General features: G+C 75.5%; 22 protein-coding genes. 7 read left to right on the forward strand and 15 right to left on the reverse strand.

What is annotated here, in order from left to right:
• The first annotated feature begins 172 nt into the window (after positions 1-172).
• A complete protein-coding gene (locus KJP73_RS03195; protein ID WP_213281316.1) occupies positions 173-703 on the forward strand; it encodes a type II toxin-antitoxin system PemK/MazF family toxin in 531 nt (176 codons plus the stop codon).
• A 145-nt stretch (positions 704-848) separates the two neighbouring features.
• Positions 849-1,109: a 30S ribosomal protein S20 gene (gene rpsT / locus KJP73_RS03200; protein WP_213281317.1), complete on the forward strand. Its 261-nt coding sequence runs from the start codon at positions 849-851 to the stop codon at positions 1,107-1,109.
• A 196-nt stretch (positions 1,110-1,305) separates the two neighbouring features.
• Here rpsT and KJP73_RS03205 read toward each other — a convergent pair whose 3' ends face one another.
• Together KJP73_RS03205 and KJP73_RS03210 are read right to left on the reverse strand one after the other, a co-directional pair.
• Positions 1,306-2,637 (reverse strand): helix-turn-helix domain-containing protein, encoded by a 1,332-nt coding sequence (locus tag KJP73_RS03205; protein WP_213281318.1) that lies wholly within the window; start codon positions 2,635-2,637, stop codon positions 1,306-1,308.
• A gap of 131 nt (positions 2,638-2,768) precedes the next feature.
• Positions 2,769-2,906: a hypothetical protein gene (locus KJP73_RS03210; RefSeq protein ID WP_213281319.1), complete on the reverse strand. Its 138-nt coding sequence runs from the start codon at positions 2,904-2,906 to the stop codon at positions 2,769-2,771.
• 209 nt (positions 2,907-3,115) lie between these two features.
• On the opposite strand from KJP73_RS03210, the gene KJP73_RS03215 reads away from it, so the two are divergent.
• Positions 3,116-3,868, forward strand: a complete 753-nt coding sequence (locus KJP73_RS03215; protein WP_213281320.1) for an EAL domain-containing protein — start codon at positions 3,116-3,118, stop codon at positions 3,866-3,868.
• Positions 3,869-3,886: 18 nt separating this feature from the next.
• Here the strand turns inward: KJP73_RS03215 and holA are convergent, their stop codons facing one another.
• The 7 genes from holA to KJP73_RS03250 form a co-directional block, all read right to left on the reverse strand.
• On the reverse strand, positions 3,887-4,927 hold the full coding sequence (holA, locus tag KJP73_RS03220) for a DNA polymerase III subunit delta (protein ID WP_213281321.1): 1,041 nt from the start codon (positions 4,925-4,927) through the stop codon (positions 3,887-3,889).
• A 4-nt stretch (positions 4,928-4,931) separates the two neighbouring features.
• Positions 4,932-6,566: a ComEC/Rec2 family competence protein gene (locus KJP73_RS03225; protein WP_213281322.1), complete on the reverse strand. Its 1,635-nt coding sequence runs from the start codon at positions 6,564-6,566 to the stop codon at positions 4,932-4,934.
• 2 nt (positions 6,567-6,568) lie between these two features.
• On the reverse strand, positions 6,569-7,429 hold the full coding sequence (locus tag KJP73_RS19165; protein ID WP_249669059.1) for a ComEA family DNA-binding protein: 861 nt from the start codon (positions 7,427-7,429) through the stop codon (positions 6,569-6,571).
• A 122-nt stretch (positions 7,430-7,551) separates the two neighbouring features.
• On the reverse strand, positions 7,552-8,526 hold the full coding sequence (locus tag KJP73_RS03235; RefSeq protein WP_249669060.1) for a DegV family protein: 975 nt from the start codon (positions 8,524-8,526) through the stop codon (positions 7,552-7,554).
• A gap of 20 nt (positions 8,527-8,546) precedes the next feature.
• Positions 8,547-11,528 (reverse strand): leucine--tRNA ligase, encoded by a 2,982-nt coding sequence (gene leuS / locus KJP73_RS03240; protein WP_249669061.1) that lies wholly within the window; start codon positions 11,526-11,528, stop codon positions 8,547-8,549.
• A gap of 82 nt (positions 11,529-11,610) precedes the next feature.
• The gene (locus tag KJP73_RS03245) at positions 11,611-12,858 is read right to left on the reverse strand and encodes an MFS transporter (RefSeq protein WP_349628277.1); all 1,248 of its coding nucleotides are present in this window, start codon (positions 12,856-12,858) and stop codon (positions 11,611-11,613) included.
• A gap of 129 nt (positions 12,859-12,987) precedes the next feature.
• Complete coding sequence (locus KJP73_RS03250; protein WP_249669062.1) at positions 12,988-13,683, reverse strand: metal-dependent transcriptional regulator; 696 nt, start codon at positions 13,681-13,683, stop codon at positions 12,988-12,990.
• 181 nt (positions 13,684-13,864) lie between these two features.
• Between KJP73_RS03250 and KJP73_RS03255 the strand changes: the two genes are divergently transcribed.
• Positions 13,865-15,676, forward strand: coding sequence for an alpha/beta hydrolase (locus tag KJP73_RS03255; RefSeq protein ID WP_213281323.1), 1,812 nt, complete (start codon positions 13,865-13,867; stop codon positions 15,674-15,676).
• A gap of 93 nt (positions 15,677-15,769) precedes the next feature.
• Here the strand turns inward: KJP73_RS03255 and KJP73_RS03260 are convergent, their stop codons facing one another.
• Positions 15,770-16,546 carry an LLM class F420-dependent oxidoreductase gene (locus KJP73_RS03260; RefSeq protein WP_213281324.1) on the reverse strand — a complete coding sequence of 259 codons (777 nt, stop codon included), beginning with the start codon at positions 16,544-16,546 and terminating at the stop codon, positions 15,770-15,772.
• Positions 16,547-16,681: 135 nt separating this feature from the next.
• Between KJP73_RS03260 and KJP73_RS03265 the strand changes: the two genes are divergently transcribed.
• Positions 16,682-17,737, forward strand: a complete 1,056-nt coding sequence (locus KJP73_RS03265; protein ID WP_213281325.1) for a hydroxymethylglutaryl-CoA reductase — start codon at positions 16,682-16,684, stop codon at positions 17,735-17,737.
• 234 nt (positions 17,738-17,971) lie between these two features.
• Complete coding sequence (locus KJP73_RS03270; protein WP_213281326.1) at positions 17,972-19,171, forward strand: hydroxymethylglutaryl-CoA synthase; 1,200 nt, start codon at positions 17,972-17,974, stop codon at positions 19,169-19,171.
• Between the two features lie 20 nt (positions 19,172-19,191).
• Here KJP73_RS03270 and KJP73_RS03275 read toward each other — a convergent pair whose 3' ends face one another.
• On the reverse strand, positions 19,192-21,006 hold the full coding sequence (locus tag KJP73_RS03275; protein WP_249669063.1) for a hypothetical protein: 1,815 nt from the start codon (positions 21,004-21,006) through the stop codon (positions 19,192-19,194).
• A gap of 96 nt (positions 21,007-21,102) precedes the next feature.
• Here KJP73_RS03275 and KJP73_RS03280 point away from each other — a divergent pair, with 96 nt between their 5' ends.
• The gene (locus KJP73_RS03280) at positions 21,103-22,158 is read left to right on the forward strand and encodes a glutathione S-transferase family protein (protein ID WP_213281327.1); all 1,056 of its coding nucleotides are present in this window, start codon (positions 21,103-21,105) and stop codon (positions 22,156-22,158) included.
• 117 nt (positions 22,159-22,275) lie between these two features.
• Here KJP73_RS03280 and KJP73_RS03285 read toward each other — a convergent pair whose 3' ends face one another.
• The 4 genes from KJP73_RS03285 to KJP73_RS03300 form a co-directional block, all read right to left on the reverse strand.
• Positions 22,276-23,187: a VOC family protein gene (locus KJP73_RS03285; RefSeq protein WP_249669064.1), complete on the reverse strand. Its 912-nt coding sequence runs from the start codon at positions 23,185-23,187 to the stop codon at positions 22,276-22,278.
• Between the two features lie 116 nt (positions 23,188-23,303).
• Positions 23,304-23,942: a hypothetical protein gene (locus tag KJP73_RS03290; RefSeq protein ID WP_213281328.1), complete on the reverse strand. Its 639-nt coding sequence runs from the start codon at positions 23,940-23,942 to the stop codon at positions 23,304-23,306.
• The gene (locus tag KJP73_RS03295) at positions 23,939-24,508 is read right to left on the reverse strand and encodes a GNAT family N-acetyltransferase (protein WP_249669073.1); all 570 of its coding nucleotides are present in this window, start codon (positions 24,506-24,508) and stop codon (positions 23,939-23,941) included. Before KJP73_RS03295 ends, KJP73_RS03290 begins: the two co-directional genes overlap by 4 nt.
• The gene (locus KJP73_RS03300; RefSeq protein WP_249669065.1) at positions 24,468-25,463 is read right to left on the reverse strand and encodes a DMT family transporter; all 996 of its coding nucleotides are present in this window, start codon (positions 25,461-25,463) and stop codon (positions 24,468-24,470) included. The genes KJP73_RS03295 and KJP73_RS03300 overlap by 41 nt, the downstream gene beginning before the upstream one ends.
• Positions 25,464-25,529 lie beyond the last annotated feature (66 nt).

Consider the following 25,529-nt stretch of genomic DNA (forward strand, 5'->3'; position numbering starts at 1 on the left):
CCTCCCGCAGCCCGGCCGCCGGCGCCGTCCGAGCGGCCCACCCACCTTCTCCCGCTCCCCCTCCGTCCGGTCGAGGTCGGCAGTGCGGTGCCGGCGTCGGCACCTCCCGCTGCCGACCTCGCCCGGGGAGTGCCGACATCGCGGGGCAGCCGGCGCCGGTAGCGTGCTCGGCATGGTGCGGACGGCGGCGTGGCGGCGAGGGATCGGCGCGGTCGCGCGGGTGCTGACGGGGCGTGCGGGGCGGCCGAGGCCCCAGGCCGTCGCGGGCCGGTCCGGCGGGGGCCTGGTCGAAGGGACGCTCCCCGGGGACCACGCCGGACCCTGGACGGCGTCCTACTCCCCCGACCTCGATGGCGCCCCGGACCCGGGCGAGGTCGTGTGGACGTGGGTGCCGTACGAGGACGACCCGCGTCGCGGCAAGGACCGTCCCGTGCTGCTCGTCGGCCGGGACGGGCGCCTGCTCCTCGGGCTGATGCTGACCAGCAAGGACCACGACCGCGACGCCGCCGACGAGGCCCGGCACGGCCGCCGGTGGCTCGACGTGGGCACCGGCGCCTGGGACGCGCAGCGCCGGCCGAGCGAGGTCCGGCTCGACCGGGTGCTGCGCGTCGACCCGGCACGGGTGCGGCGTGAGGGCGCCGTCGTCGACCGCGCGCTGTTCGACCAGGTGGTGGCTGCGGCGAGCGCCGCGTCGACCTGGTAATCTTGCGAGCTGCGTGTCCGCCCGGGTCGGCGGGCACAAGTCCGGTTCCTCTCCGCGGGTGTCCCCACGCCCCAGTCCCGGTGCCGGACGCGCCCTCTACGACCTGTTCCTTTCGCTCCGGCGAACACACGAGAGAGTCCACACCGTGGCCAACATCAAGTCCCAGATCAAGCGCATCCGCACCAACGAGAAGGCGCGCCTGCGCAACAAGGCCGTCAAGTCCGAGCTGCGGACGTTCGTGCGCCGCGTGCGCGAGACCGTCGCGAGCGGCGACAAGGAGGCGGCGACCACCGCGCTGACCGCCGCGTCGAAGAAGCTCGACAAGGCCGTGTCGAAGGGCGTCATCCACGCCAACCAGGCGGCCAACAAGAAGTCGGCGCTGGCGAAGTCGGTCAACTCGATCTGACGCGTCCCCGCGGATCTGCACGAAGGGCGCCACCCTGCGGGTGGCGCCCTTCGTCGTTCCCGGGGCCTGGTCCCGGCGACCGGAGCGGTCTTCCCCGGTTTCACGCCGGAGACGCCCGAGGGCGTCACCCCCCCTGCGGGGTGACGCCCTCTGAGCGGGGGCGGCCCGAGGACCGCCCCGTGGGGAACGCCGGTGGTCAGTCCTGCGCCACCGCGCTCCACGCCTCCCACAGCACCGCGGGGACCGCGGGCCGGAATCCTGCTTCGCGCAGCGCCCGGTCGAAGGCCTGCGCCGCGCCGGTGACGTCGCCGTGGCCGAGGAACCGGTCGCCGAGCTCGCGCCAGACGGCGGCCGACTGCCGGGACGCCGACATCATGCCGAGCATGTCCGCCGCCCACCGGTACGCCCGCGACGCCGCCGGCACCTCGCCGCGCGCGTGCAGCGCGTCACCGAGGGCGAGCTGCGCGGCGCTGCTCTCCAGCCGCGGCTGGTCGCCGAGCCGGTCGAGCGCCGCCCGGGCGTAGCCCTCGGCCGCGATCGGGTCGCCCTGCATGAGGTGCCCGCGCGACCGCTCGACGTCGAGGCGCGCCATCTCCACCTCGGAGCCCGACACCGCCAGCTCCGGGGCGGCCCGGTCGAGCTGCTCCAGCGCCATGGCGGGCTCCGCCGGGTCGCTCCGCAGCAGCAGCCACGCGTAGTTCAGGCGCAGACGCGGGATGTCGCGGCTGACCTCGCCCTCACCGAGCAGCGCGAGCGCCCGCTCGGTGTAGCGCTTGGCGAGCGCGTAGTCGTGGCGCTGCTCCGCGACGAGCGCGGCGTTCCAGTACACCGAGCCGCGGCCGCGCGGCGTGCCGAGCTGCTCGGCCTGCCGGATCAGCTCCGACGCGCGGTGCGTGGCGTACAGCAGGTCGCCGCGCTCGACGTAGGCCCACAGCGTGGTGGAGCCGAGCCGCAGGTGCTCGTCCGTGCCGGTGAGGCCGGCCTCCTCGAGCTCCAGCAGCTGACGGTCCCCGACCTCGATCGCGCGGCCCAGGTCGCCGGACTCCACGTAGGAGGCGACGAGCGCGGTCGCGGTCGCGGCGGCGTCGAGGTGGTGCGCGTCCGCACGGGACTGGGTCAGCAGCGGCTCGAGCACCCCGACGGCGGACTCGAGGTCACCGAGCATCTCGTACGCCTGGGCGAGCGCGAGCCGGGAGTCGACGCGGACCTGCCGCGTCACGGACTCGAGGTCCAGGGCCAGGATGCGGTCGCGGGCGGAGGACGCCTCGCCGGACACCAGGTCCAGGCGGGCGTAGTCGAGCGCGAGCTTGGCCCGCGCCTCGGCCGGGCCCTCGTCGCCGTGCTTGAGGTACTCGACCGTCGACCCCAGCCGCTCGGCCAGGACGGCGAGCGCGGCGTCGGTGGGTTCCCGTCGGCCGGACTCGATCAGCGAGATGTAGCTCGGCGAGAGCGCGTCACCGGCGAGGGCCGTCTGGGAGAGCCCAGCGGCCAACCGCGCCTGGCGGACGCGGTCAGCAATGGAGGTCATGGGTGTCACTGTACCTATGACGAGCCGTGACGGCGAGCATGTCACCCGTCCGCCACGGCTCGCACGGCGATCCCCCGGCCCGCCCCGTCCACCGAGAGCCAGCAGGGCGAGCCGGGAGGCGCCGAAGGCGTTCAGACCGCGATCCGGCAGCAGCCGGTCGCACCGCTCTGGATCTTGACGATGCCGGCGGCGTTGGCGGCGCCCGAGGCACCGAGGGTCAGGGTCAGGGCGAGGGCGGTGGTCGCGAGGGCCTTCAGCGCAGTACGCATGGGATGTCTCCTGTCACAGAACGTTGACTCTCTGTCACAACGATCATGACTTACGCGAAGCGCTTCGCACCACCGCCTGAGCGTTTTCGCAGCATGTCCGCCCATACGGGTGAATCAGCAGGTGATGCGCCGCACGATCGCGGGACATCACCCCCGGTCAGAGAAGTTCCCCGGTGTCATGCGGCCCGTCCTGTGGTGTCATAGACGACATGACGAGGGGACACGGCGAAGCGGAGCGGCGTCTGGCCGACGCGGTCGACGCGGCGATCCCGGACGCCCTGCGGCGCGAGTGGGACCGGCACGTCGCGCAGGAGCAGGTGATCGTCGGGCGGCAGGGCATCTTCTCTCCGCGCCTGCACCCTTTCGGCTACGAGCTGGCCTTCCGCGTCCCGGGCACCACGTGCGCGGACGCGGCGGCGTGGTCCGACCTGCAGCACGAGCGCGCCACGAGCGCGGTGCTCCGGGCGACCTTCGGGCGCGCCGACGTCGACGAGGTCGGGCACGGCCGCTGGCTGTTCGTCCGGTGCCCGCGCGCGTACCTGGTGGGCGACCTGCAGCTGCCGTCCCGGCCCGACCGTCTCGTCATCGAGATCGCGGGGAGCACCCGGATCGACGGCGACATCCTGCGTGGCGTGCGGCGGCTGCGCGAGCAGGGCTTCCGGATCGCCATGGCCGGCTTCGTGTCCCGGCCGGACCAGCGGTCGCTGCTCCCCCAGGCCGACTTCGTGAAGATCGACGCGCGGGACCTCGACGTCGAGGGCGAGCCGGTGGTCGACCTGGCGCGGTCGCACGGCGCGCTGCTGGTCGCGGAGTTCGTCGAGTCCAGCACCGAGCTGAAGGCCGGGCGCCGGCTGGGGTTCGACCTCTACCAGGGCAACCTGCTGGAGCGCAGCCTGCTGCTCGACCGGTCGTCGGCCCCGCTGATCGGACCCGACCACGACTCGATCGGCCGCTACCTCTGACGTCGCGGCGGGGACGCGTCAGCGGCGCACGGCCCCCGCGATGCGGAGCACGGCCCGCTCGACGGCGAACTTCGGGTCCCGGCTCGCGCCCTTGACCTCCGCGTCGGCCTGCGCGACGGCGGTGATCGCGTGCGCGAGCCCCTCGGGCGTCCACCGCGCGAGCTCCTTGCGGGACCGGTCCAGCTGCCACGGCGCCAGGCCGAGCTCCCGCTCCGCGCCCGCACCCCGGCCGCGGACGGCCGAGACCTTGGCGAGGATGCGCAGGCGCGCGGCCAGCGCCGCGACGAGGGGCACCGGGTCGACCCCGGTGGCGAACGCGTGCCGCAGCAGGGCGACGGCCTCCCCGGCGGAGCCCTCGACCGCGGCGTCGGCGACGCGGAACCCGGTGGCCTCGATGCGACCGGCGTAGTACCGCTCGACGACCTCGACCCCGATGACCCCGGTGGTGTCCGCGACCAGCTGGCTGCACGCCGCGGCGAGCTCCCGCAGGTCGCTGCCGACCGCGTCGACCAGCGCCCGGACGGCGCGCGGCTCCATGCGGCGCCCCGCGCGGCGGAGCTCCTGGGTCACGAACGCCACCTTGTCCGCGTCGCGCTTGATGGTCTCGCAGCTGGCGACGGGGTGGCCGGCCGCCCGGACCGCGTCGAGCAGCCGCTTGCCGCGCTGACCGCCTCCGTGCCGCAGCACGAGCACGACGTCCGCCTCCGGGTGCGCGACGTACGCGGTGGCCTCGAGGACCAGGTCGTCCGTCGCCTTCTCGACGCCCTCCACCACGACCACCCGGTCCTCGGCGAACAGCGACGGGCTGGTCGCCAGGGCGAGCTGACCGGAGCCGTACGCGGCGGCGTCGAGCCGGGTGACCTCGACCTGGGGGTCCCGCTCCCGGGCGAGGCCGATCACCCGCTCGACGGCGCGTTCCGCGAGCAGCTCCTCCGGGCCGGTGACGAGCACGACGGGGGCGATCCCCACCTCGTCCCAGGCGAGCCCGGCGGGTGCGGCGGACGCGCGGGCGCCGCTCCGTGCGGGTCGGCGCGAGGCGGAGGAGGGGGACGGCGGCACGTCCCTAGGGTGCCATGCGGCGCCGACACGCCAGGACCAGGACGAGCGCGGCACCGCAGGCGCACGCGAGCAGGACCGGCCCGGCCGCTCCGCCCACCCAGGCGAGCTGCGCGCCCGGCAGCCCGGTGGCCGTGCAGGCGACCCGGGCGATCCACCAGCAGGCAGCCCCGGCCAGCTGGGCGCACGCCGCGGCACCCGCCGGCCACCACGGGGAGAGCAGCGCGGCCACCAGCCCGCCGACGGTCGCCACCGGGACCGCCGGTGCGGCGGCGACGTTGGCCAGCACCGCGTACACCGGCACCGTCGGGGACAGGAGCAGGACCACCGGGGCGCAGACCGCCTGGGCGGCGACCGGTACCGCCAGCGCGGTCGCGACGGGCCCCGGACGGCCCGCTCTCGCCGTCGAGGGCCCCGGCCGACGCCCGGCGGACCTCGGTCGGGCGAGCGGTGCGGCGAGCCGTACGGCGAGCGGTGCGGCGAGCAGCGCGATCCCCGCGGTGGCCACCACCGACAGCACGAAGCCGAGGTCGCGGGCCAGCCACGGGTCGACCACGAGCAGCACGACCACCGCACCCGCCAGTGCCGGGACGGACCGCGCCGGCCGCCCCGCGAGCAGCCCCAGCAGCCCGACCGCACCCATGACGGCCGCGCGCACGACGCTGGCGCCCGGCTGGACCAGGACGACGAACCCCACCATCACGGTCGCCACGGGCAGCACCCGCCACCGGCGCGGCACCCGCGCCCACGCGGCGAGCACGTGCACCACCGCGCCGAGGAGCGAGAAGTGCGCGCCCGACACCGCGGTGAGGTGCGCCAGCCCCGAGTCGCGCATGGCCTGCTCCAGGTCGCCCACCGCCCGCGTGTCCCCGACCGCCATCGCGGGCAGGAGCCGCCCGGCGTCCCCGGGGACCGCCGACGCCGACCCCACCAGTCCCGCTCGGAGCCGCTCCGCCGCGCGGAGCAGCGCAGACGGCGGCGCCCGGACCGTCGGGTCGGTGGTGGTGCGGGCGCGGACGACCGGCCTCCGGGCGCGGTCCGGGGCCGGTGACAGCCGGGCCAGGACCTCCACCTGCGTCCCGTAGGCCAGCGCACCGGCGGACGCGGGCGCGACCACCTCGACCGCCGCGCCGGTGGCCGCGGGTCCGCCTCCCCCGGCGGAGTCGACCGACGACGCGGCGAGCAGGAACCGCACGGGTGCCGCGCTCCGTCCGTCGTCGGGGTCGGAGGACGCCGCCCTGCCCCACGGCTCGGGCGTCGACCGGACGACGCCGACGACCCGCACGCGTGCGCCGTCCTCTGCCAGGTCCCGCACCGCCCCGGACTCCCGCGCGCCCACCTGGACGGCGAGCGCGAGCAGCAGGACGGACACCGCCCCGAGGACGAGCAGCACCTGCCCGGCCGCTGGCACCGGCGCTGCCTGCGCGCGTGCGGCCACCGGCGCTGCCTGCGCGCGTGCGGCCACCGGCACGGGCCGGCGTCCCCGTGCCGCGACCGCCGCAGCGACGGCGGCCGCGAGCCCGGCAGCGACCCCGCCTGCCCACGCCGCGGCCTCGGGGAGCAGCACGCCACCCGCCGCCACCGCCCACACCGCCAGCGCCGCGGGCACCAGGCGGAGGTCGACCGGTTCGCCGTCGGCCACGGTCAGACCCGGGCCCGGTCGCGGATCCGGCTCAGCACCGCCGGGCCGATCCCCGGCACGTCCTGCAGATCCTCCACCGCGGCGAAGGCACCGTGCTCGGTCCGCCAGGCGACGATCCGCTCGGCGAGCACCGGGCCGATCCCTGGCAGGGCCTGGAGCTGCGTGGCGTCGGCCTGGTTGACGTCGACGGCGCCGTCCACGCCACCGCCCTCGCCACCGCCCGGGGCCGCCGCGGCAGGGCCGGTGCCCGTGGCAGGGCCGGTGCCCGCGGCGGGGGCGAGCGCCTCCCCCGGGGCGGGCACGCGGACCTGGGCGCCGTCCTGCACGACGGCCGCGAGGTTGAGACCGCCGAGGTCCGCGTCCGGGAGCGCGCCACCCGCGGCGGCGACCGCCTCCGCGACCCGCGCGCCCTCCGGGAGGCTCACGAGCCCCGGAGCGGCGACCTGCCCGACGACGTGCACCCAGACCGTCCCCGGAGTCGCCGTCGGCGGGGCCGGGTCCGCGCTCGTGGGGGACTCGGAGACGGCGGGCTCCTCGACGGTGACCGCGGGGGCCCCGGATGCGGCCGAGCCGCTCGCGGCGCGCAGCGCGACCGCACCGCCGGCGAGCGCGAGAGCCAGCACCGCGACGGCGGCCGCCCGTGGGCTCACCCGCCACCGGACCCCGTGCGGGTGGGGCTGACGGGTGGCCGCCGCCCGGCGCGCCCGACCCGCCGGGCGCGGCAGCGGTCCCGCCTCCAGGGGCGTCGGCTCCGCCGCCGCGCGCAGTCGCGCACGCCCGGACGGCTCACCCAGCACTCCGTCCACGGCGTGCGAGGCCCGGGGCGTCGGGTCCGGCGCGTCACCGCCGTCGTACCAGGTCATGCGTCCGACCGTAGGGACGCCGCGGGCCACCCCGGCGGCACCGGCGGCTCCGTTGGGGACGACGCACCCGCCGCGAGCCTGGGGACGGTTCGGCGCCGCGGGATCCCGTCGCGCGACGCCCCTCAGCGGTCGGTGACCGTCACCGCCAGCACGCCCACGCCCAGGTGACCGCCGAGCACCGCGCCGACCTCCCGCACGAGCACGTCGTCGATCGTCAGCGTCGACCGGATGCGCTCCGCGAGCTCGGCCGCGACCTCGGGGCGCCCGAGGTGCTGGACCGCGACGCGGACGGCCGTCCCGCGTCCCTGCGCCTCCTGGACGGCGAGCTGGTGCAGCCGGTCGCGGGCGGCCCGGCGGGTGCGGACGCGCTCCGCGACCTCGATCCGGCCGTCCCGCAGCGTCAGCACCGGCCGCAGCCCGAGCACCGTCCCGAACGCGGCGGCCGCGCCGGACAGCCGCCCGCCGCGGCGCAGGTGGTCGAGGGAGTCCACGACGAACCAGGCGGCGGTCGACCGGCCGACCTGCTCCGCCACACCGGCGACCTCGGCACCGTCCGGGACGTCGCCCCAGACGGTGCCGCGCGCGGCCTCGGCGGCGGCGAGCGCAGCGGATCCCAGCCCCATGCCGGCGCTGCGGGAGTCGACGACGTGCACCGGCAGCGGTGCGAGCTGCGCCGCCATCCCGGCGGCGCGCACGGTGCCCGAGAGCTCGCCGGACAGGTGGACCGACACGACCTCGCCCGCGCCACGCGCCGCTGCGGCCTCGTAGGCGGCGGCGAACGCGGCGGGCGGGGGCTGCGACGTCGTGACGCGGCGGCCCTGCTCGAGCAGCGCGGCCAGCCCCGTGGGCGTGAGGTCGACGCCGTCCCGGTACCGGGTGCCGTCGGCGGCCACGTCGAGCGGCACGACGTCGATGCCCCACGCGGCGGCGTCCTCGGGCGTCAGGCACGACGTCGAGTCCGTCACGACCACGACGCGCGGTGCCGGCGGCGGGAGCGGCGTGGGGTCGGCCGCCGCTCCGGACCGTCCTCGGTGGACGAGGCGGCCGCCCCAGCCGACGAGGGCGGCGCGCCAGCGGGACACCGTCGCGGGCGCCACCCCAGGCCCGTCCGGCACCGTCAGGCCGGCACGACGTTGACCAGCTTCGGCGCGCGCACGATGACGGTGCGCACGTCGCGACCCGCCAGCGCCCGCTGCACGCCGGCGTCGGCCAGGGCGAGCTCCCGCAGGGTGTCGTCGTCGGCGTCGGGGCTGACCTCGGCGCGCCCGCGGACCTTGCCCTGCACCTGGAACACGCAGGTCACCGTGTCCTCGACGAGGTACTGCGGGTCCACGACCGGGAACGGCTCGTGCGCCAGCGACCGCTCGTGGCCCAGGCGGGACCAGAGCTCCTCGGCGAGGTGCGGGGCCACCGGGGCGGTCATGAGCACGAGCTGCTCGACGACGGTCCGGGGCACGGCGGGCAGCGAGGTCAGGTGGTTGTTCAGGACGATGAGCTTGGCGATCGCGGTGTTGATCCGCATGCCCGCCATGTCCTCGCCGACCTCGGCGATGGTCCGGTGCAGGACGCGGAGCGTGTCGACGGTGGGCTCGACGTCGGCGACGGTGACCTCGCCGGTCTCCTCCGACACGACGTTGCGCCAGATGCGCTGCAGGAACCGCTGGGCGCCGACCACAGCGCGGGTCTCCCAGGGGCGCGACAGGTCCAGCGGGCCCATCGACATCTCGTAGACGCGCAGGGTGTCCGCGCCGTACTCGGCGTACATCTCGTCCGGCGAGACGGCGTTCTTGAGCGACTTGCCGATCTTGCCGTACTCGCGGAACACCTCCTCGCCGTTCCAGGTGAACCCGGACTCGACGGAGTCGTCCTCGACGACCTCGGCGGCGGGCACGTAGACCCCGCGGACGTCCGTGTAGGCGTACGCCTGGATGTAGCCCTGGTTGAACAGCTTGTAGAACGGCTCGCGGCTGCTGACGTGACCCAGGTCGTACAGCACCTTGTGCCAGAACCGGGCGTACAGCAGGTGCAGCACGGCGTGCTCGACGCCGCCGACGTACAGGTCGACGCCGCCGGCGCCGTGCGTGTCCGTCGGGTTGTGGCCGGGGCCCATCCAGTACTGCTCGAGCGCGGGGTCGACTACCTGCCCCGTGGCGTGCGACGGGTCCAGGTAGTGCAGGTAGTACCAGCACGACCCGGCCCAGTTCGGCATGGTGTTCGTGTCGCGGCGGTAGGTCTTCGGGCCGTCGCCGAGATCCAGGGTCACGTTGACCCAGTCGTCGTTGCGGCTCAGCGGCGCCTCGGGCGAGGAGTCGGCGTCCTCGGGGTCGAAGGTGCGCGGCGCGTAGTCCGGGACGTCCGGCAGGTCGACCGGCAGCAGCTGCTCGGGGATCGCGATCGGCAGGTCGTCCTCGTCGTAGACGACCGGGAACGGCTCGCCCCAGTACCGCTGACGGCTGAACAGCCAGTCGCGCAGGCGGTAGGTGACGGTGCGCGCGCCGGCGCCGCGCTCCTCCAGCCAGTCGAGGATGCGGGCCTTCGCCTCGGCGACCGACAGGCCGTCGAGCGTGACCTCGTCGTTCGCGGAGCTGATGATCGCGCCGTCGCCGGTCCACGCGCCGCCCTCGAAGCCCTCCGGCGGCTGGACGGTGTGCACGACCGGGAGCCCGAACGCCTCGGCGAACGCGAAGTCGCGGCTGTCACCGCCGGGCACGGCCATGATCGCGCCGGTGCCGTAGCCCATCAGCACGTAGTCGGCGACGAACACGGGCAGCGAGGCGCCGTTCACGGGGTTGAGCGCGTACCCGCCGGTGAACACGCCGGTCTTGCGCCCGGCGTCGGCCTGCCGCTCGACGGCGGTCTTGGCCGCGGCCTCCCGCCGGTACGCCGCGACGGCCTCGGCGGGGGTGGCCGCGCCGCCGCGCCAGTCCTGCGGCACGTCGTCGGCCCAGGCGGGCTCGCCGTTCGCGAGGATCTGGTCGACCAGCGGGTGCTCGGGAGCCAGCACCACGTAGGTCGCGCCGAACAGGGTGTCCGGGCGGGTGGTGAAGACCGTCAGCGGCTCGTCCGCGTCGGTGACCTCGAAGTGCACGTGCGCGCCCTCGGACCGGCCGATCCAGTTCCGCTGCATGGCGGTGACCTTCTCGGGCCAGTCGATGAGCGCGAGGTCGTCGGCCAGCCGGTCGGCGTACGCGGTGATCCGCATGTTCCACTGCCGCAGCGTCCGCTGGAACACCGGGAAGTTGCCGCGCTCGGAGCGGCCGTCGGAGGTGACCTCCTCGTTGGCCAGCACGGTGCCCAGGCCGGGGCACCAGTTCACGGGGGTCTCGGAGACGTAGGCCAGGCGCTGGGCGTCGACGACGCGCCGGCGCTGAACCGCGTCCAGGTCCGCCCAGTCCGCCCCGTCGGGCACGCCGTCGATCCCGTCGGGGACGGCACGGGTGCCGGACTCGTAGGCCTCCACCAGGGTCGACACCGGGCGGGCCGCACCGCGACCGCCGTCGGGTCGCACCGCGTCCTCGTCGTACCAGGACTCGAAGATCTGCAGGAAGATCCACTGCGTCCAGCGCACGTAGTCCGGGTCGATGGTGGCGAACGTGCGCCGCGGGTCGTGCGCGACGCCCAGGCGGCGCAGCTGGCGCGCCATGATCTCGATGTTGGCCTCGGTGGTCGTGCGCGGGTGCTGACCCGTCTGCACGGCGTACTGCTCGGCCGGCAGGCCGAACGCGTCGTAGCCCAGGGCGTGCAGCACGTTGTCGCCCTGCATGCGGCGGAACCGCGCGACGACGTCGGTCGCGATGTACCCGAGCGGGTGGCCGACGTGCAGGCCGGCACCCGAGGGGTACGGGAACATGTCCATGACGAAGAACGGCCGCGCGCCCTCGCGGGCGGGGGCACCGTCGCCGTCGGTCAGCGCGCCGGCGGGGTTCGCGGCGAAGAACGTCCCGCGGTCGACCCACTCGTCCTGCCACTTGAGCTCGATGTCGCGCGCGAGCGCGGCGGTGTACCGGAACGGCACGTCCTGCGCGGGAGCCGCAGCGGGTGCGGCGGGCGCAGAGGGCGCGGCGGCGGGATCGGGCTGGGTGGAGGCGGGCGACGTCACCGGGGAAGTCTATCGACGCCCGCACCTGCTCCAGGACGCCCTGGGGACCGCTCCGCACCGCCTGGGGACCGGCGCCGGCGCGTCAGCCTGCGGTCGTGGGCACCGGTGCCCGGCCCCGCGCGCCCAGCAGCGTCACCGCGGCGATGACCAGGCCGACGGCGGTGAGCCCCGCCCCGACCCACGCGGGCGCGAGGTAGCCGAGTCCGCCGGCGATGACGAGCCCGCCGGCCCACGCCCCCGCCGCGTTGCCGGCGTTGAGCGCCGAGTGGCACAGGGCGGCGCCGAGCGAGGGCGCGGACGGCGACAGGTCCATCAGCCAGGACTGCAGCGCGAGCCCGAGCACCTGCGACGTCACCCCGAGCAGCATGATCGCCAGCACCCCGGCCACCACCCACTGCGCGAGCACGGCGATCAGCACCAGCGCGACGATCGTCGACGCGAAGCCCACCAGCACCGTGCGGGCCACCGACCGGTCCGCGAGCCGGCCGCCGAGCAGCGTGCCGATCGTCATGCCGACGCCGAACAGGGCCAGCACGACGGGCACGGTCGCCTCGGCGATGCCCGTGACCTCGGTGAGCAGCGGCGACACGTACGAGTAGACCGCGAACATGCCGCCGAACCCGATCGACCCCGCGGCGCACGCCACCCAGAGCCGGCCGTTGCGCAAGGCTCCGAGCTCGCCGCGCACGCTCGCGCCGTCCCGGACCGCCAGCCCGGGGATCCAGCGCAGCAGCGCCCCCAGCGTGACGAGGCCCAGCACGCCGACGGCGACGAACGCGACCCGCCACCCGAAGACCTGGCCCAGCACGGTCGACAGCGGCACCCCGACGACGTTGGCGATGGTCAGGCCGGCCATCATCGTGGCGACCGCCTGGCCGCGCCGGCCCGGACCGGCGACGTGCGCGCCCATCACCGCGCCGACGCCGAAGAACGCGCCGTGCGGGAGGCCCGCCACGAACCGCGCGAGGACGAGCCACCCGAGCGACGGCGCGAGGGCCGACAGCACGTTGCCGACGGTGAACGCCGCCATCAGCAGGAGCAGGAGCCGGCGGCGGTCCATCCGGGCGGCGAGGGTCGTGAGCAGCGGGGCGCCGACGACCACGCCGAGCGCGTAGGCCGTGATCGCGTGGCCCGTCTCGGGGATGGTCGCGCGCAGGTCGTCCGCGATCAGCGGCAGCAGGCCCATCGTCGCGAACTCGGTGGTGCCGATGCTGAACCCGCCGAGCGCCAGCGCGAGCAGCGGCAGCCGCGCGCGACGGCGGACCAGGTGGGGGTCGAGCACGACGTCCGTGGCGGCCTCGGGCGTGCCGTCCTGCGTGCTGATCCCCACGATGTGCTCCCGCGTCGTCGTCCTGCGGCGGCGCGCACGCGGGTGCGCGGGGGCGCGGCCCGACGGGTGCGGCAGCCCGTCCCGGTCGCAGCGACGGCGCAACTCCGGAGCGGTCAGCCTACCGGGCGGTCAGCGGGCGTCGAGCAGCACCCAGATGGCGCGCGCGGCGAGCTCGCCGAGCTCGACGGGCCGGGGCTCGGCGGTGCCGTCGGGCGGCAGCACGCGCACCGCCGTCATCCCGGCGAAGTCGCGGCGCTCCACGACCTCCACGCGGGCGTCCAGGACCACCCCCACGGACGCGAGGTACCGCAGCAGCCCCGGGTCGGCGTCGGAGATGCGGGCGACCCGGCCCGCGCCCTCCGCCAGCTCCCACAGCATGTCCGCCGCCGGCGCGGGGACCGTGCCGTCCGGGGCGGGGATGGGGTCGCCGTGCGGGTCGCGGGTCGGGTGGCCCAGGCGGGCGTCGATGCGCTCGACCATGAGGTCCGAGACCGCGTGCTCCAGGACCTCGGCCTCGTCGTGCACCTCGTCCCACGCGTAGCCGAGCTCGCTGACCAGGAACGTCTCGATCAGCCGGTGCCGGCGCACGACCTGCACGGCGTGCCGGACCCCCTCGTCGGTGAGCGTGATCGCCGCGTAGGGCGCGTGCTCGACGAGCCCCTGGTCGGCCAGCCGGCGGACCGTCTCGGACACGGTGGAGGCACCGACGCCGAGCCGCTCGGCCAGCATCTTGGTGGTCACCGGGGCGGTCGACCACTCGCGGGCCGTCCAGATCACCTTGAGGTAGTCCTGGGCGACGGCCGTCAGGTCACTGGTCTCGCTCACGCCCCCAGGGTAGGCGCGCGGCGGGTCGGGGCGGCCCGAGGTCGTCACTCCCGCACGAGGTCGTCCCCGGGACTGACGACCTCGTGCGCAGGTGACGACCTCGGCGGGCGGAGGCCGGGGCTGTGGTACGAATCGCTGGCGGCCGTCGCGCGGACGGCCCGACAGCCGACGGAGGACGCCCGTGGACGCCGACCGACCCGCGCCCTCGCCGAGCCCCGCGCCGGCCCGGACGTCCGCGCCGAGGCCCGCGCCCGCGCCGAGCCCCGCGACCTCGCCGAGCCCCGCGGGCCGCGTCGTCGCCCTCGCCCGCCGCGCCGGCGCCCCGGTCGGGCACTGGTTCGCCCGCCGGGAGCTGTCCTGGTCCGGCATGCTCGGCGCGCTCGTCGGGCTCGCGGCGGCGATGACGCCCTCGCTCCTCCCCCGGCCGACGCTGTACCTCGGGCTGATCGCCGGCGTGGGGGCGGTCGTCGGGTACGGGGTCGGGGTGCTCGTCGCGTGGGTGGTCCGCCGCACGGGGCTGCCCCTGCCGCCGCCGCGGGCCCGACGCGTCGCCTGGCGGGTGCTCGCCTGGGCGGGGCCGGTGCTCGCGGTCGTGGTCGTGGCGGTCGGGGCGCAGTGGCAGGACGACGTGCGGGCGCTGGTCGGTGAGCCGCGGCGGACGTCGGCGGCGGTGCTGGTCGGGCTCATCGCCCTGGTCGTGGGGCTGGCGCTGCTGGCCCTGGCCCGCGCCCTGCGCCGGGTGTCGCAGCGGGTGGCGCGCCTGCTGGGTCGCTGGGTGCCCGCGCCGGTGGCGTCGCTCGCGGGCGTGGTCGTCACCGCCCTGCTCGTGTACTGGCTCGCGGCGGGGGTGCTGTTCCGGGTCGTGGTGGACGTCGCCGACTCGGTGTACGCGGGGACGAACTCCGAGACCGCCGCGGGCGTCGAGCCCGTCACGTCACCGCTGCGCTCCGGGTCGCCGGACTCGGCGGTGCCGTGGGACTCCCTCGGCCTGCACGGCCGCTCCTTCGTGGCCGGCGGACCGACGCCGGACGAGATCACCGAGGCCACCGGCGATCCCGCGGTCGAGCCCGTCCGCGTCTACGTCGGCCTGGACTCGGCGGACGACGCGAGCGAGCGGGCGGCGCTGGTGGTCGAGGAGCTGGAGCGCACCGGGGCGTTCGACCGGTCGGTGCTCGTGGTCGCGGGCGCCACCGGCACCGGGTGGACGGAGCCGCAGCAGATGGCCGCGCTGGAGTACCTGTGGGCCGGGGACACCGCGATCGCGACCATGCAGTACTCCTACCTGCCGAGCTGGATCTCGTTCCTGGTCGACGCCGACCGGGCGTCCGAGGCGGGGCGCGAGCTGTTCGACGCGGTGCACGCCCGGTGGTCGGAGCTGCCCGAGGACGACCGCCCGCGGCTGGTGTCGTACGGGCTCAGCCTCGGGTCGTTCGCGGCGCAGGCCGCCTTCGGCTCGGTCGGCGACCTCACGAGCCGGGTCGACGGTGCGCTCTACGTCGGCACCCCGAGCTTCACGCCGCTGTGGCGGACGATCACCGACGGCCGCGACACCGGGAGCCCGGAGTGGCAGCCCGTCGTCGACGACGGCGAGACGGTCCGGTTCGGCGCGGACGCCGCCGACCTCGCGGCCCCGGGCACCGACTGGGACGCGCCGCGGGTCGCGTACCTGCAGCACGCCAGCGACCCCGTCGTCTGGTGGTCGTGGGACCTGATCACGCGGCAGCCCGACTGGCTCGCGGAGCCGCGCGGCCCGGACGTCTCCGGCCGCGTGCGGTGGTTCCCCGTCATCACGTGGGTGCAGGTGACGGTCGACCAGTTCTTCGGCGTGAGCGTGCCCGACGGCCACGGCCACAACTACGCCAGCCAGGTGGTCGGTGCCTGGGCGGACGTCACGGAGCCGCCCGGCTGGACCGCGCAGGAGCTCGCCGCCCTCCGGGCCCTGATCGACGAGTCCCTGACGCTCCCCACGCTCCCCGGCTCGACGGTCGGCTGACCGCGTCGTCGCGCCGAGGTCGGCAGTCGCGGGTCGGGCTCGGCACCTCGGGGTGCCGACCCGGGCCGCGGAGTGCCGACCTCGGCGGGCGGGTCAGCCCTCAGCGTCGCGCCAGCGGACCCACTGCTCGACCAGCGAGAGGTCGTAGTCCGGGCCGCTGACGCCGACCGTGAACAGCGTGACGCCCGCGGCCACCAGCGGGGCGGCCACCTCGTCCGGGGACGCCGAGACGCCCACGCTGCGCTCGACCAGGGTCGCGGTGTCACGGCCGACCGCGGCACCGTGCTCGTCGAGGATCGCGCTCTTGCGCGTGAGGGTGTCCAGGTCGCCGAACGAGTGCCAGGCGTCGGCGTGCTCCGCCACGACCCGCAGCGTCTTCTTCTCCCCGCCGCCGCCGATCAGCACCGGGATGTCCCGCGTGGGCGCGGGGTTGCCCGCCGCCAGCCGCGCCTTGATCCGCGGGAGCGCCTCGGCCAGCTCGGCGATGCGGGACCCCGCGGTGCCGAACTCGTAGCCGAACCGGTCGTAGTCCTTCTCGAACCAGCCCGCCCCGATGCCGAGGATCAGCCGTCCCCCGCTGATGTGGTCGACGGTGCGGGCCATGTCCGCCAGCAGCTCGGGGTTCCGGTAGGAGTTGCACGTCACCAGCGCGCCGATCTCGACGCGGCTGGTCTGCTCCGCCCAGGCGCCCAGCATGGTCCAGCACTCGAAGTGCTTGCCGTCGGGGTCGCCGCTCAGCGGGAAGAAGTGGTCCCAGTTGAAGATGACGTCGACGCCCAGGTCCTCCGCGCGCCGGACGGCGTCGCGGATCTGCGGGTAGTCGGCGTGCTGCGGCTGGATCTGGACTCCGATGCGGAGGGGGCGCGTCATGCGGCACACGGTACGTCCGGCCGTGGCCGTGCGCAGGCACGACGTCCGCCGGTCGGACGGTCCCGGGCGGCGGCGTCTACGCTGACGGCTGCGCCGACCCGGCGCTCCCACGCCTGCCGACCCCCGGAGGTCCCCATGTCCGCCGCCGCCGACGCGTCCGCGCCCGTCCCCCTGCGCTGGGTCGGCCCCGTGCGGCTGAGCGGCAACGTGATGACGGGCGAGACGGAGGTGCCGCTCGCCACGTACGAGTCGCCGCTGTGGCCGTCGGTCCGGCGGGGCGCGCGGCTGTCGACGATGGTCGAGGGCGGCATCCGGGCGACGCTGGTGGACGAGCGGATGTCTCGGTCGGTTCTGCTGGAGGCCGACGACGCCGGTGTCGCGCTGGCGGCGGTGCAGTACCTGACCGCGCACCGGGCCGACCTCGAGGCGGTCGTGTCGACCACCAGCCGGTTCGCGCGGCTGATCGACCTGCACTTCCAGATCGCCGGGAACCTGCTGTTCGTGCGGTTCGAGCTGAGCACCGGCGACGCGTCCGGCCACAACATGGTGACGAACGCCGCCGAGAAGCTGATGGACCACGTCCTGGCGACCGTCCCCGGGTTGCGGTACGGGTCGATCTCCGGGAACTACTGCTCGGACAAGAAGGCCACGGCCGTGAACGGCATCCTCGGCCGCGGCAAGAACGTCGTCACCGAGATCGTCATCCCCCGCCGGCTGGTCGAGCGGTTCCTGCACACGACGCCCGAGGCGGTCGTGCAGCTGAACATCCGCAAGAACCTCATCGGCACGATGCTCGCGGGCGGGCTGCGTTCGGCGAACGCGCACTACGCGAACATGCTGCTGGCGTTCTACCTGGCGACCGGCCAGGACGCGGCGAACATCGTCGAGGGCTCCCAGGGGCTCACCCACGCCGAGGTCCGCGACGGCGACCTGTACTTCTCGTGCACCCTGCCGAACCTCGTGGTCGGCACGGTCGGCAACGGCAAGGGCCTGGACTTCGTCGAGGAGAACCTCACGCGGCTCGGCTGCCGCGAGGACCGGGAGCCCGGGGCGAACGCGCGGCGGCTCGCGGTGCTGTGCGCGGCGACGGTCCTGTGCGGGGAGCTGTCGCTGATGGCGGCGCAGACCAACCCCGGCGAGCTCATGGCGGCGCACCTGAAGCTGGAGCGCGGGAGCACGACGCAGGGCTGACCGCGCGCCCCGGCGCACGTGACCGCTTTCACGAACGGGAAGAATCCGGGCACCGGAGGCGTTCCGTGAGAGGCGCGTGAAGAGTCGTCGACCGCCGTTGGTCGGCGATCACGCGCGGGGCTACAGTCGTCCGGGCCTCGCGTGGCCGCCGACGTCGGCGGCCGCCTCCCGGGGCCCGTCGGCCCGGGTCACCGCCTGCGGACGACGCCCAGCCGGAGAGGATCCCACCCCGACATGCAGCTCGGCATCGACGACCTGGCCTTCGCGACCGCGGACCGGTACCTCGACCTGGCGAACCTCGCCCCGGTGCACGGCGTCGAGGTCGCCAAGTACACGGTCGGCCTCGGCCAGGACCGGATGAGCGTGTGCGCGCCCGACGAGGACGTCGTGACCCTCGCCGCCGCCGCCGCGCTGCCCCTCGTGGAGGACCTGGACGAGGACGGGATCGCGTCCATCCGGACCGTGCTGCTGGCCACCGAGTCCGGCATCGACCAGTCGAAGTCGGCCGGCGTGTACGTGCACCGGCTGCTCGGCCTGTCCCCCGCCGCGCGCGTCGTCGAGCTGAAGCAGGCCTGCTACGCCGGCACGTCCGCGCTGCAGATGGCACTGGCGCTCGTCGCGCGGAACCCCGAGCAGAAGGTGCTCGTGATCTGCTCCGACGTCGCCCGGTACGACGTCGGGTCCTCGGGCGAGCCGACCCAGGGCTGCGGCGCCGTCGCGATGCTCGTCACCGCGGACCCCCGCCTCGTCGCGATCGAGCCGCTCTCCGGGCTGCACACCTCCGACGTCATGGACTTCTGGCGGCCGAACTACCGGACCACCGCCGTGGTCGACGGCCGGCTGTCGATCCGCGCGTACACCGACTCCCTCACCGGCGCCTGGCAGGACCTGCAGGCGCAGGGCGGCCCCGCGTTCGGCGACATCGACGCGTTCGTCTACCACCAGCCGTTCACCAAGATGGCGACGAAGGCCCACGCGCACCTCACCCGGATCGCGGGGGCGCCGCGGGACGCCGCGGTGATGGAGGCGCAGATCGCCGACACCCTGCGGTACAACCGCGAGATCGGGAACTCCTACACCGCGTCGATGTACATCGGGCTCGCGTCGCTGCTCGACCACGCGACCGAGGACCTGGCGGGCTCGCGCATCGGGTTCTTCAGCTACGGCTCCGGCGCCGTCGGCGAGATGTTCACCGGCGTCGTGCAGCCCGGCTACCGCACGCACCTGCGCGCCGCCGCCCACCGCCGCCTGATCGACGAGCGGGTCGAGGTGACGCACCCGGAGTACCTGGAGATCGTCGCGCCGGTGAACCCGGTCGACGGCGGGGACCACACGATCGCGCCCGTGACCCGGAACCCGTTCCGGATGAGCGCGATCACCGGGCACCAGCGGGTGTACGAGCGCACGGCCGCCGCGGACGCCGCCGTCGCCTGACGCCGGGCGGCGAACCGGACCTACTGGTACGTCACCAGGTCCGGGACCGGCTGCACGGAGTACGTCTGCACGGGGTCCAGCATCGGCAGGTCCTCGTCGTAGAAGTTCTTCCAGCCCCAGTGCACGTCGGGCGCGCCCTGGCGCAGCGTCGCCCAGGTCCCGGCCTTCGCGGGCTGCGAGCCCTGCCCGTCGGCGTGGATGATCGTCGCGAGCTCGTCGTGGCTCGTGTCGAGGCGCTCGCGCTCGGTGATCATCCGCAGCGAGAACTGGTGCAGCAGGAACATCTTCTGCGGCAGCTGCCGCTCCCGCGTGAACTGCGCGAGCCACGCGGCGGTGGCGTTGACCTCGTCGACGCCGACCGAGCCGATCTGCCGCAGGTGCACCTGGTCGGGCTGCAGCCGCCACTCCGGGTCGAGCGCGAGGCCGACGTGCGGGTACGCGAGCAGGTCGGCGTACCGCTGCGCCTGCGTGACGAAGTCCGTGCGGCCGGGCTGCAGGTCGATGACGACCGCCATGCCGGCGGCGCCCGCGGCCTCGACGAGCGGGCGGAGCTCCTCGACGGAGCGCCCGCGCGAGTAGGAGCCGTCCGGCTCCGGGCCGGCCGACGCCACTGTCGCGATGATCTCCAGCGTCGGCACGACGGTGTCCGTGGTGAGCGGGACGTACGGGGCCGCGGTCTGCTGCGCCCGGGCGATGGTCGACGGCACGTCCTGCTCCCCCAGCACGCCGAGCGCCGGGGTGCCCGGCGTCCCGTACAGCGCGACGTACCGCTTGCCCGTCAGGCCGGTGGACGTGTCCGGGAACACGAGCTGCCCGCCGCCCGGCAGCTGCGTGCCGGTGACCGCCGACGCCAGCCGGGGCGCCAGCACCTCGGCCGCGCCGAACGACGCGCCCACCGCGACGACGCTCCGCACGCCGGTGAGGGCCTGCACGGAAGCCGCCGTGGCGCGCGGGTCGCCGGTGGGCACGTCGACGAGCGGCAGCCCCGCCGCCCGGGCGGTGGCGGCGGCGACCGCGGCGGCGGCCGGGTCGGTGGCGGCGACGTCGAGGAGCAGCGCGGCGCCGTCCGGGGCGTCCGCGGGCTCGACGCCCACGCCGTCGCCGAGCCCGGGCTCACCGTCGCCGTCGCCGGGGGCGGCGGAGGGGTCGCCGGTCGCGCGCCCGGTCGACCGGTCCCCCGGGGTCGCGCTCGGCGCGGGCGTGGCGGCGGCCTCCGGGGCGACGGACAGCAGCGCGGGCTCCGGGCGCGCGAGCGCGACGACCGCGGCGACCAGTCCGTCCCCCGCCACGTCCTGCGCCGGGCCGAGCTCCACGCCGAGGTCCGCGAGCCCCGCCCCCGGGTCGTCGCCGTCGACGGGGTAGGCCCGCACGCCGTCCGGCAGGTCCGCACCGGGCCCGCCGAGCACCACCACGTGCTCCGTGCCGAGCCGCTCCAGCTCGTCGTCGAGCCCCTGCGCGCCCGCGAGCAGCAGCGGCGACCCGAGGGCCACGGCGGCGGAGGCGGCCGGCGCCACGAGCGCCGGGTCGGCGTCCTCGACGAGCACCGCGACCGGCGCCTCGTCGAACAGCGCCCCGCTGACCGCGAGCGCCGTGTCCGCCGCGGGCGCGCCCGGCACCACCGTGACGGGCGCGTCCGGCAGGGCGACCGCGGGACGCACGACCACCGGCGTGGGCGTCGGGTCCGGGCTGGGCGTCTCGGTGCTCCCGCCGGTGCAGGCCGCGAGCAGGCCGAGCGCCACCGCGGCGGCCAGGGCAGCGGTGCGGCGGAGCCTCGGACGCCCGTGCCGCACGGACGGGCGCGAGGGGCGGGACGAGGCAGCGGGCACGGCAGGCACGGGTCTCCGGGGTCGAGGTCGGGGTCCCGGCCACTCTAGGCAGGGGCGGGGACACGCCGCGAGGCGCACGGGCGCCGCACGCGGGATGATCGGGGCATGACACCGGGCCCCACCGACCAGGACCTCAGCACCGCCGGCGCGTACGTGACGGCCGGCACCGAGTTCGTCCGGGACCAGAACTACATCACCACCCGGATCACCGCGGACGGCCGGGACGGCTACCCCGTCGAGCCCGGCCGGTACCGGCTCGTGGTCTCGCGCGCGTGCCCCTGGGCGAGCCGGGTCGTCATCGTCCGGCGGCTGCTCGGGCTGGAGGACGCGCTCAGCATGGGCGTGTGCGGACCGACGCACGACAAGCGGTCGTGGACGTTCGACCTAGACCCGGGCGGCGTCGACCCCGTGCTGGGCATCCCCCGGATCCAGGACGCCTACTTCGCGCGGTTCCCGGGCTACGAGCGCGGCATCACGGTCCCGGCGATCGTCGACGTGCCGACCGGCCAGGTGGTGACGAACGACTACGCGCAGATGACGCTCGACCTCGAGACCGAGTGGACCGCGCACCACCGCGACGGCGCTCCTGACCTGTACCCGGAGCACCTGCGCGACGAGATCGACCAGGTCGCGCGCGCCGTGTTCACCGACGTCAACAACGGCGTCTACCGGTGCGGGTTCGCGGGCTCGCAGGAGTCCTACGACCGGGCGTACCGGCGGCTGTTCTCCCGCCTCGACCAGCTGAGCGAGCGGCTGGCCGGGCAGCGGTACCTGGTCGGGGACACGATCACCGAGGCGGACGTCCGGCTGTTCACCACGCTGGTCCGGTTCGACGCGGTCTACCACGGGCACTTCAAGTGCAACCGGTCGAAGCTGACCGAGATGCCGGTGCTGTGGGCGTACGCGCGGGACCTGTTCCAGACGCCGGGCTTCGGGGACACCGTCGACTTCGACCACATCAAGCGGCACTACTACGTGGTGCAGCAGGACATCAACCCGACGCAGATCGTCCCCGGCGGCCCGGACCTGCGCGGCTGGCTGACCGAGCACGGCCGCGAGGCGCTCGGCGGCCGCCCGTTCGGCGACGGCACCCCGCCGCCCCCGGTGGCGCCCGAGGAGCGCGTCGACCCCGCGCACACGGCGGAGGCGATGGCGGGCTGACGAGCCCGCGCGACCGCGCTCGAGGTCGTCAGTCCGACACGAGGTCGTCCCGCAGGACTGACGACCTCGCTCGGTTGTGACGACCTCGCCGGCCCGACCCCGGCCGCAGCGGCGCCGTCAGGCCGCCGGGCGGACGCGGACCACGTTGCGCCACGGGTCGTCGAACGTCACCGTGGCGCCGTCGTCCCGCACGGGGACTCCGTGGTGGGTCAGACGCTCGCGCAGCGCCCCCACGTCGTCCGTGCCCGGCACCACGAGCGTGACCTCGCCCAGACCGAGGGAGCTCGCCCGGGGTCCGGCGCCGGCGGAGTTCCACGTGTTCATCGCCATGTGGTGGTGGTAGCCGCCGGCCGACACGAACAGCGCGCCGTGCCAGTCGGCCATGACGTCGAAACCCAGCGCGTCGACGTAGAACGCCCGCGCCCCGGCGACGTCGCCGACCTGCAGGTGCACGTGCCCGACGACGGGCCGTCCGGCGGGGGCCGCGAGCGCCGCGTCGGTGACGTGCGCGCGCAGGAAGTCGTTCGGGTCCAGCCGCAGCGAGTCCATCACCACCCGCCCCTGCGCGTCGTACTGCCACAGGTCGCGCGCGCGGTCCCAGTAGAGCTCGACGCCGTTGCCCTCGGGGTCGGTCAGGTAGAACGCCTCGGACACCAGGTGGTCGGCGCTGCCGACGTAGGTGTGCGGGGCGCGCGCGGCGACGGACGCCAGCGTCGCGGCCAGCGCCTCGCGGGTGTCGAACAGGATCGCGGTGTGGAACAGACCCGCCTGCCCGCGGCTGGTCGGCGGCAGGTCCGGGGTGTGGCGCAGGACCAGCAGCCCGGTGCTGCCGCGGCCGAGCACGACGACGTCCGGGCGCCCGACGCCCTCGATGCGCTCGTCCGGCCGGTCGACGACGTCGAGGCCCAGGACGTCGCGGTAGTACCGCAGCTGCAGGTCCAGGTCGCCGACGAGCAGCGTGACGGGGCCCATCGCGGTGTCGGCGGCGAGGCGGTCGAGGGGGCCGAGAGGGCTGGCGTCGGTGGTCATGTCGCTACAATAGTTGAGCCTTCAACCTTTGGCCAGACGTGCGGGGATGCCGTGGGTCACGCGAAGGTCGGGCAGCGGGTCGGGCAGCGGGTCGCGCAGCGGGCCGAGCAGGCAGGTCAGCCGCGCCGCTGCACGTCGTTCCGGCCGAAGTCGGTGAGGAACCGCGGCCCGGACTCCGCGAGCTCGCGCCCGTACTGCGCCGCCCACCCGCGGTACGGCGCTCGGGCCAGCCCGTCGTTCGAGAACCGGGCGTCGTCGGTCACCTCGGTGACGCAGAACGCGGGGATCTGGAGGTCGGTGACCGGGCCGGAGCGCTCGCACTCCGCGATGACCAGCGGGCTGTTCGCCCCGCCGAACACGTCGATCACCCACCCGTCGGCGCCGAGCCACACCGAGTACCGGTTCTTCACGATGCGGTGGCCGCCGCGGCGGATCATCTCCATGCCGACGGTCACGTCGATCTCGCGCTCGGCCTCGTAGCGGGTGCCGACGTTCATCGGGCCCTTGAGGGTCACGGCGCAGAACTCGAACCGGTCCCCCACCTCGTCCAGCACCGCGAGCGGGTCGGCGTCGGGCCCGAGCCGCACCCGGAGCCCGGAGGCCTGCACCCGCAGCCGCAGCGCGTAGCCGTCCTGCGCCAGGTAGTACGACTGCACGATGAGCACGGGGTCGGGCTCGTCGAGCAGCTCGGCGGGCGGCTGCTCCACGAAGAACCGGCGCTCGAACTCGAAGTCGCCGTAGCCGGTGTCGCTCACGCCGCCACCTCCAGGTCCATGCCGAGCGTGCGTCCCCAGGTGTGCGCCGCCACCGTGCGGAACCCCACCCGGTCGTAGAACGCGATCGCCCCGGCGTTCTGCTCCGAGACCCCCAGGTGCAGCCCCGGGACGCCCCGCTCCCGGAGCGCGTCCACCAGGGTCGTGATGAGGGTGCGGCCGAGCCCCCGGCCCTGGGCGCGCGGCAGCAGGTCGATGTGCAGGTGCGCGGGGTACGGGTCCGTGACGTCGCGGTCGTACCGGGCGCCGTGGTGCACGGTGTGCAGCAGCTCGTGGTCCTTGGTCCCGTCGTCCGCGGCGGCGGGCAGCGGCAGCCGCTCGCGCAGCGCCGGCCACCACGACTCCTCCTGCCAGCGGGCGAACGCCTGCGAGTCGGCCGTGCCGACCACGTAGCCGCACAGGCCCTCGTCGTCCGTGACCACCCACGTCAGCGACCGGTCGGCGACGGGGTACGGCGCGGCGTAGACGTGGCCGAGCAGGTCCGGGTCCCGGTACACGGGCGTGGCGTCAGTCCCCGCGTCGCCCGTCAGCAGGCACACGCGGTACATCCCCGGCAGGTCGCACATCGCGAAGGGTCTCACCTGCATGCTCCCGGACCCTACCGGGCCCGGCCGCGCCCGGGGCGGCGGCGCTCCGGTCCCGCACGAGCAGCACGCCGCCCAGCACCAGCACGCCGCCGACCAGCTGCGCCGCCCCGAGGGCGTACCCGGTGACGGCGCTGATCAGCACGGTGAACACGGTGATGAGGTTGAGGTAGGAGCCCGCCTCCGCCGGCGGGACCCGGCGCACGGCGAGGTTCCACAGCAGGTACGACCCGACCGACGGCAGCAGCGCGATGACCACCAGCGCGACGACGGCGTCCCGGCTGCGCGGCCAGTGCACCTGCCCCGCGGCGGCGAACGGTGCCATCAGCAGCGCCGCGATGCCCGCCTGGAACGCCGTCGACGCGATCGGCGGGACCCCCGCGAGCCCGCGCCCGCCCAGCGTGTACAGGCTCCACACGACGATCGCCCCGACCATGAGCAGGTCCCCGACGTTGAGCTCCAGCGACGCCAGGTCGCCGACGCGGCCGCCGGTGATCACGACGAGCACGCCCAGGAGGCCGACGGACATGCCCGCCACCGCCCGGCCGGACAGCCCGCGGCGCGCGACGGCCGCCCCGAGCAGGGCGATCAGCGCCGGGTTCAGCGCGTTCACCAGGGAGGCGTTCACCGAGGACGTGTGCTGCAGGGCGGTGTACACGAACAGCGCGTACCCGACCATCCCGAGCAGGGCGAGCACGGCCTGCCGCCGCCACGTCCGCAGCACCGCCCGCCAGTCCGGCCGCTCCACCACCTGCGCGATGACGGCCAGCGGGACGACGGCGAGCGACCACCGCAGCGCGGTGAGGGCGACCGGGCTCATCTCGCGGACGGCGACCGCACCCAGCACGTAGTTGCCCGCCCAGAACAGGGTCGCCCCGACGAGCGCGGCGATCGGTCCGGTGCGGGGCGGCAGGGGCACCCGCAGGAGGCTACGCGGCCCACGCGGCCTCTGGTGCGTCCACGGGTTTCCGTGACCCGGCACGCG

The organism is Cellulomonas hominis (genome assembly GCF_901521055.1).
Lineage (GTDB): Bacteria > Actinomycetota > Actinomycetes > Actinomycetales > Cellulomonadaceae > Cellulomonas > Cellulomonas endometrii.

Excerpts from the sequence above, each read along its gene's own strand:
- KJP73_RS03280 (WP_213281327.1), top strand. The coding sequence starts at position 21,103 with ATGACACCGGGCCCCACCGACCAGGACCTCAGCACCGCCGGCGCGTAC.
- KJP73_RS03260 (WP_213281324.1), bottom strand. The coding sequence starts at position 16,546 with ATGACGCGCCCCCTCCGCATCGGAGTCCAGATCCAGCCGCAGCACGCC.
- KJP73_RS03215 (WP_213281320.1), top strand. The coding sequence starts at position 3,116 with ATGACGAGGGGACACGGCGAAGCGGAGCGGCGTCTGGCCGACGCGGTC.
- KJP73_RS03270 (WP_213281326.1), top strand. The coding sequence starts at position 17,972 with ATGCAGCTCGGCATCGACGACCTGGCCTTCGCGACCGCGGACCGGTAC.
- KJP73_RS03205 (WP_213281318.1), bottom strand. The coding sequence starts at position 2,637 with ATGACCTCCATTGCTGACCGCGTCCGCCAGGCGCGGTTGGCCGCTGGG.
- KJP73_RS03265 (WP_213281325.1), top strand. The coding sequence starts at position 16,682 with ATGTCCGCCGCCGCCGACGCGTCCGCGCCCGTCCCCCTGCGCTGGGTC.
- KJP73_RS03195 (WP_213281316.1), top strand. The coding sequence starts at position 173 with ATGGTGCGGACGGCGGCGTGGCGGCGAGGGATCGGCGCGGTCGCGCGG.
- KJP73_RS03210 (WP_213281319.1), bottom strand. The coding sequence starts at position 2,906 with ATGCGTACTGCGCTGAAGGCCCTCGCGACCACCGCCCTCGCCCTGACC.
- KJP73_RS19165 (WP_249669059.1), bottom strand. The coding sequence starts at position 7,429 with ATGACCTGGTACGACGGCGGTGACGCGCCGGACCCGACGCCCCGGGCC.
- KJP73_RS03285 (WP_249669064.1), bottom strand. The coding sequence starts at position 23,187 with ATGACCACCGACGCCAGCCCTCTCGGCCCCCTCGACCGCCTCGCCGCC.
- KJP73_RS03295 (WP_249669073.1), bottom strand. The coding sequence starts at position 24,508 with ATGTACCGCGTGTGCCTGCTGACGGGCGACGCGGGGACTGACGCCACG.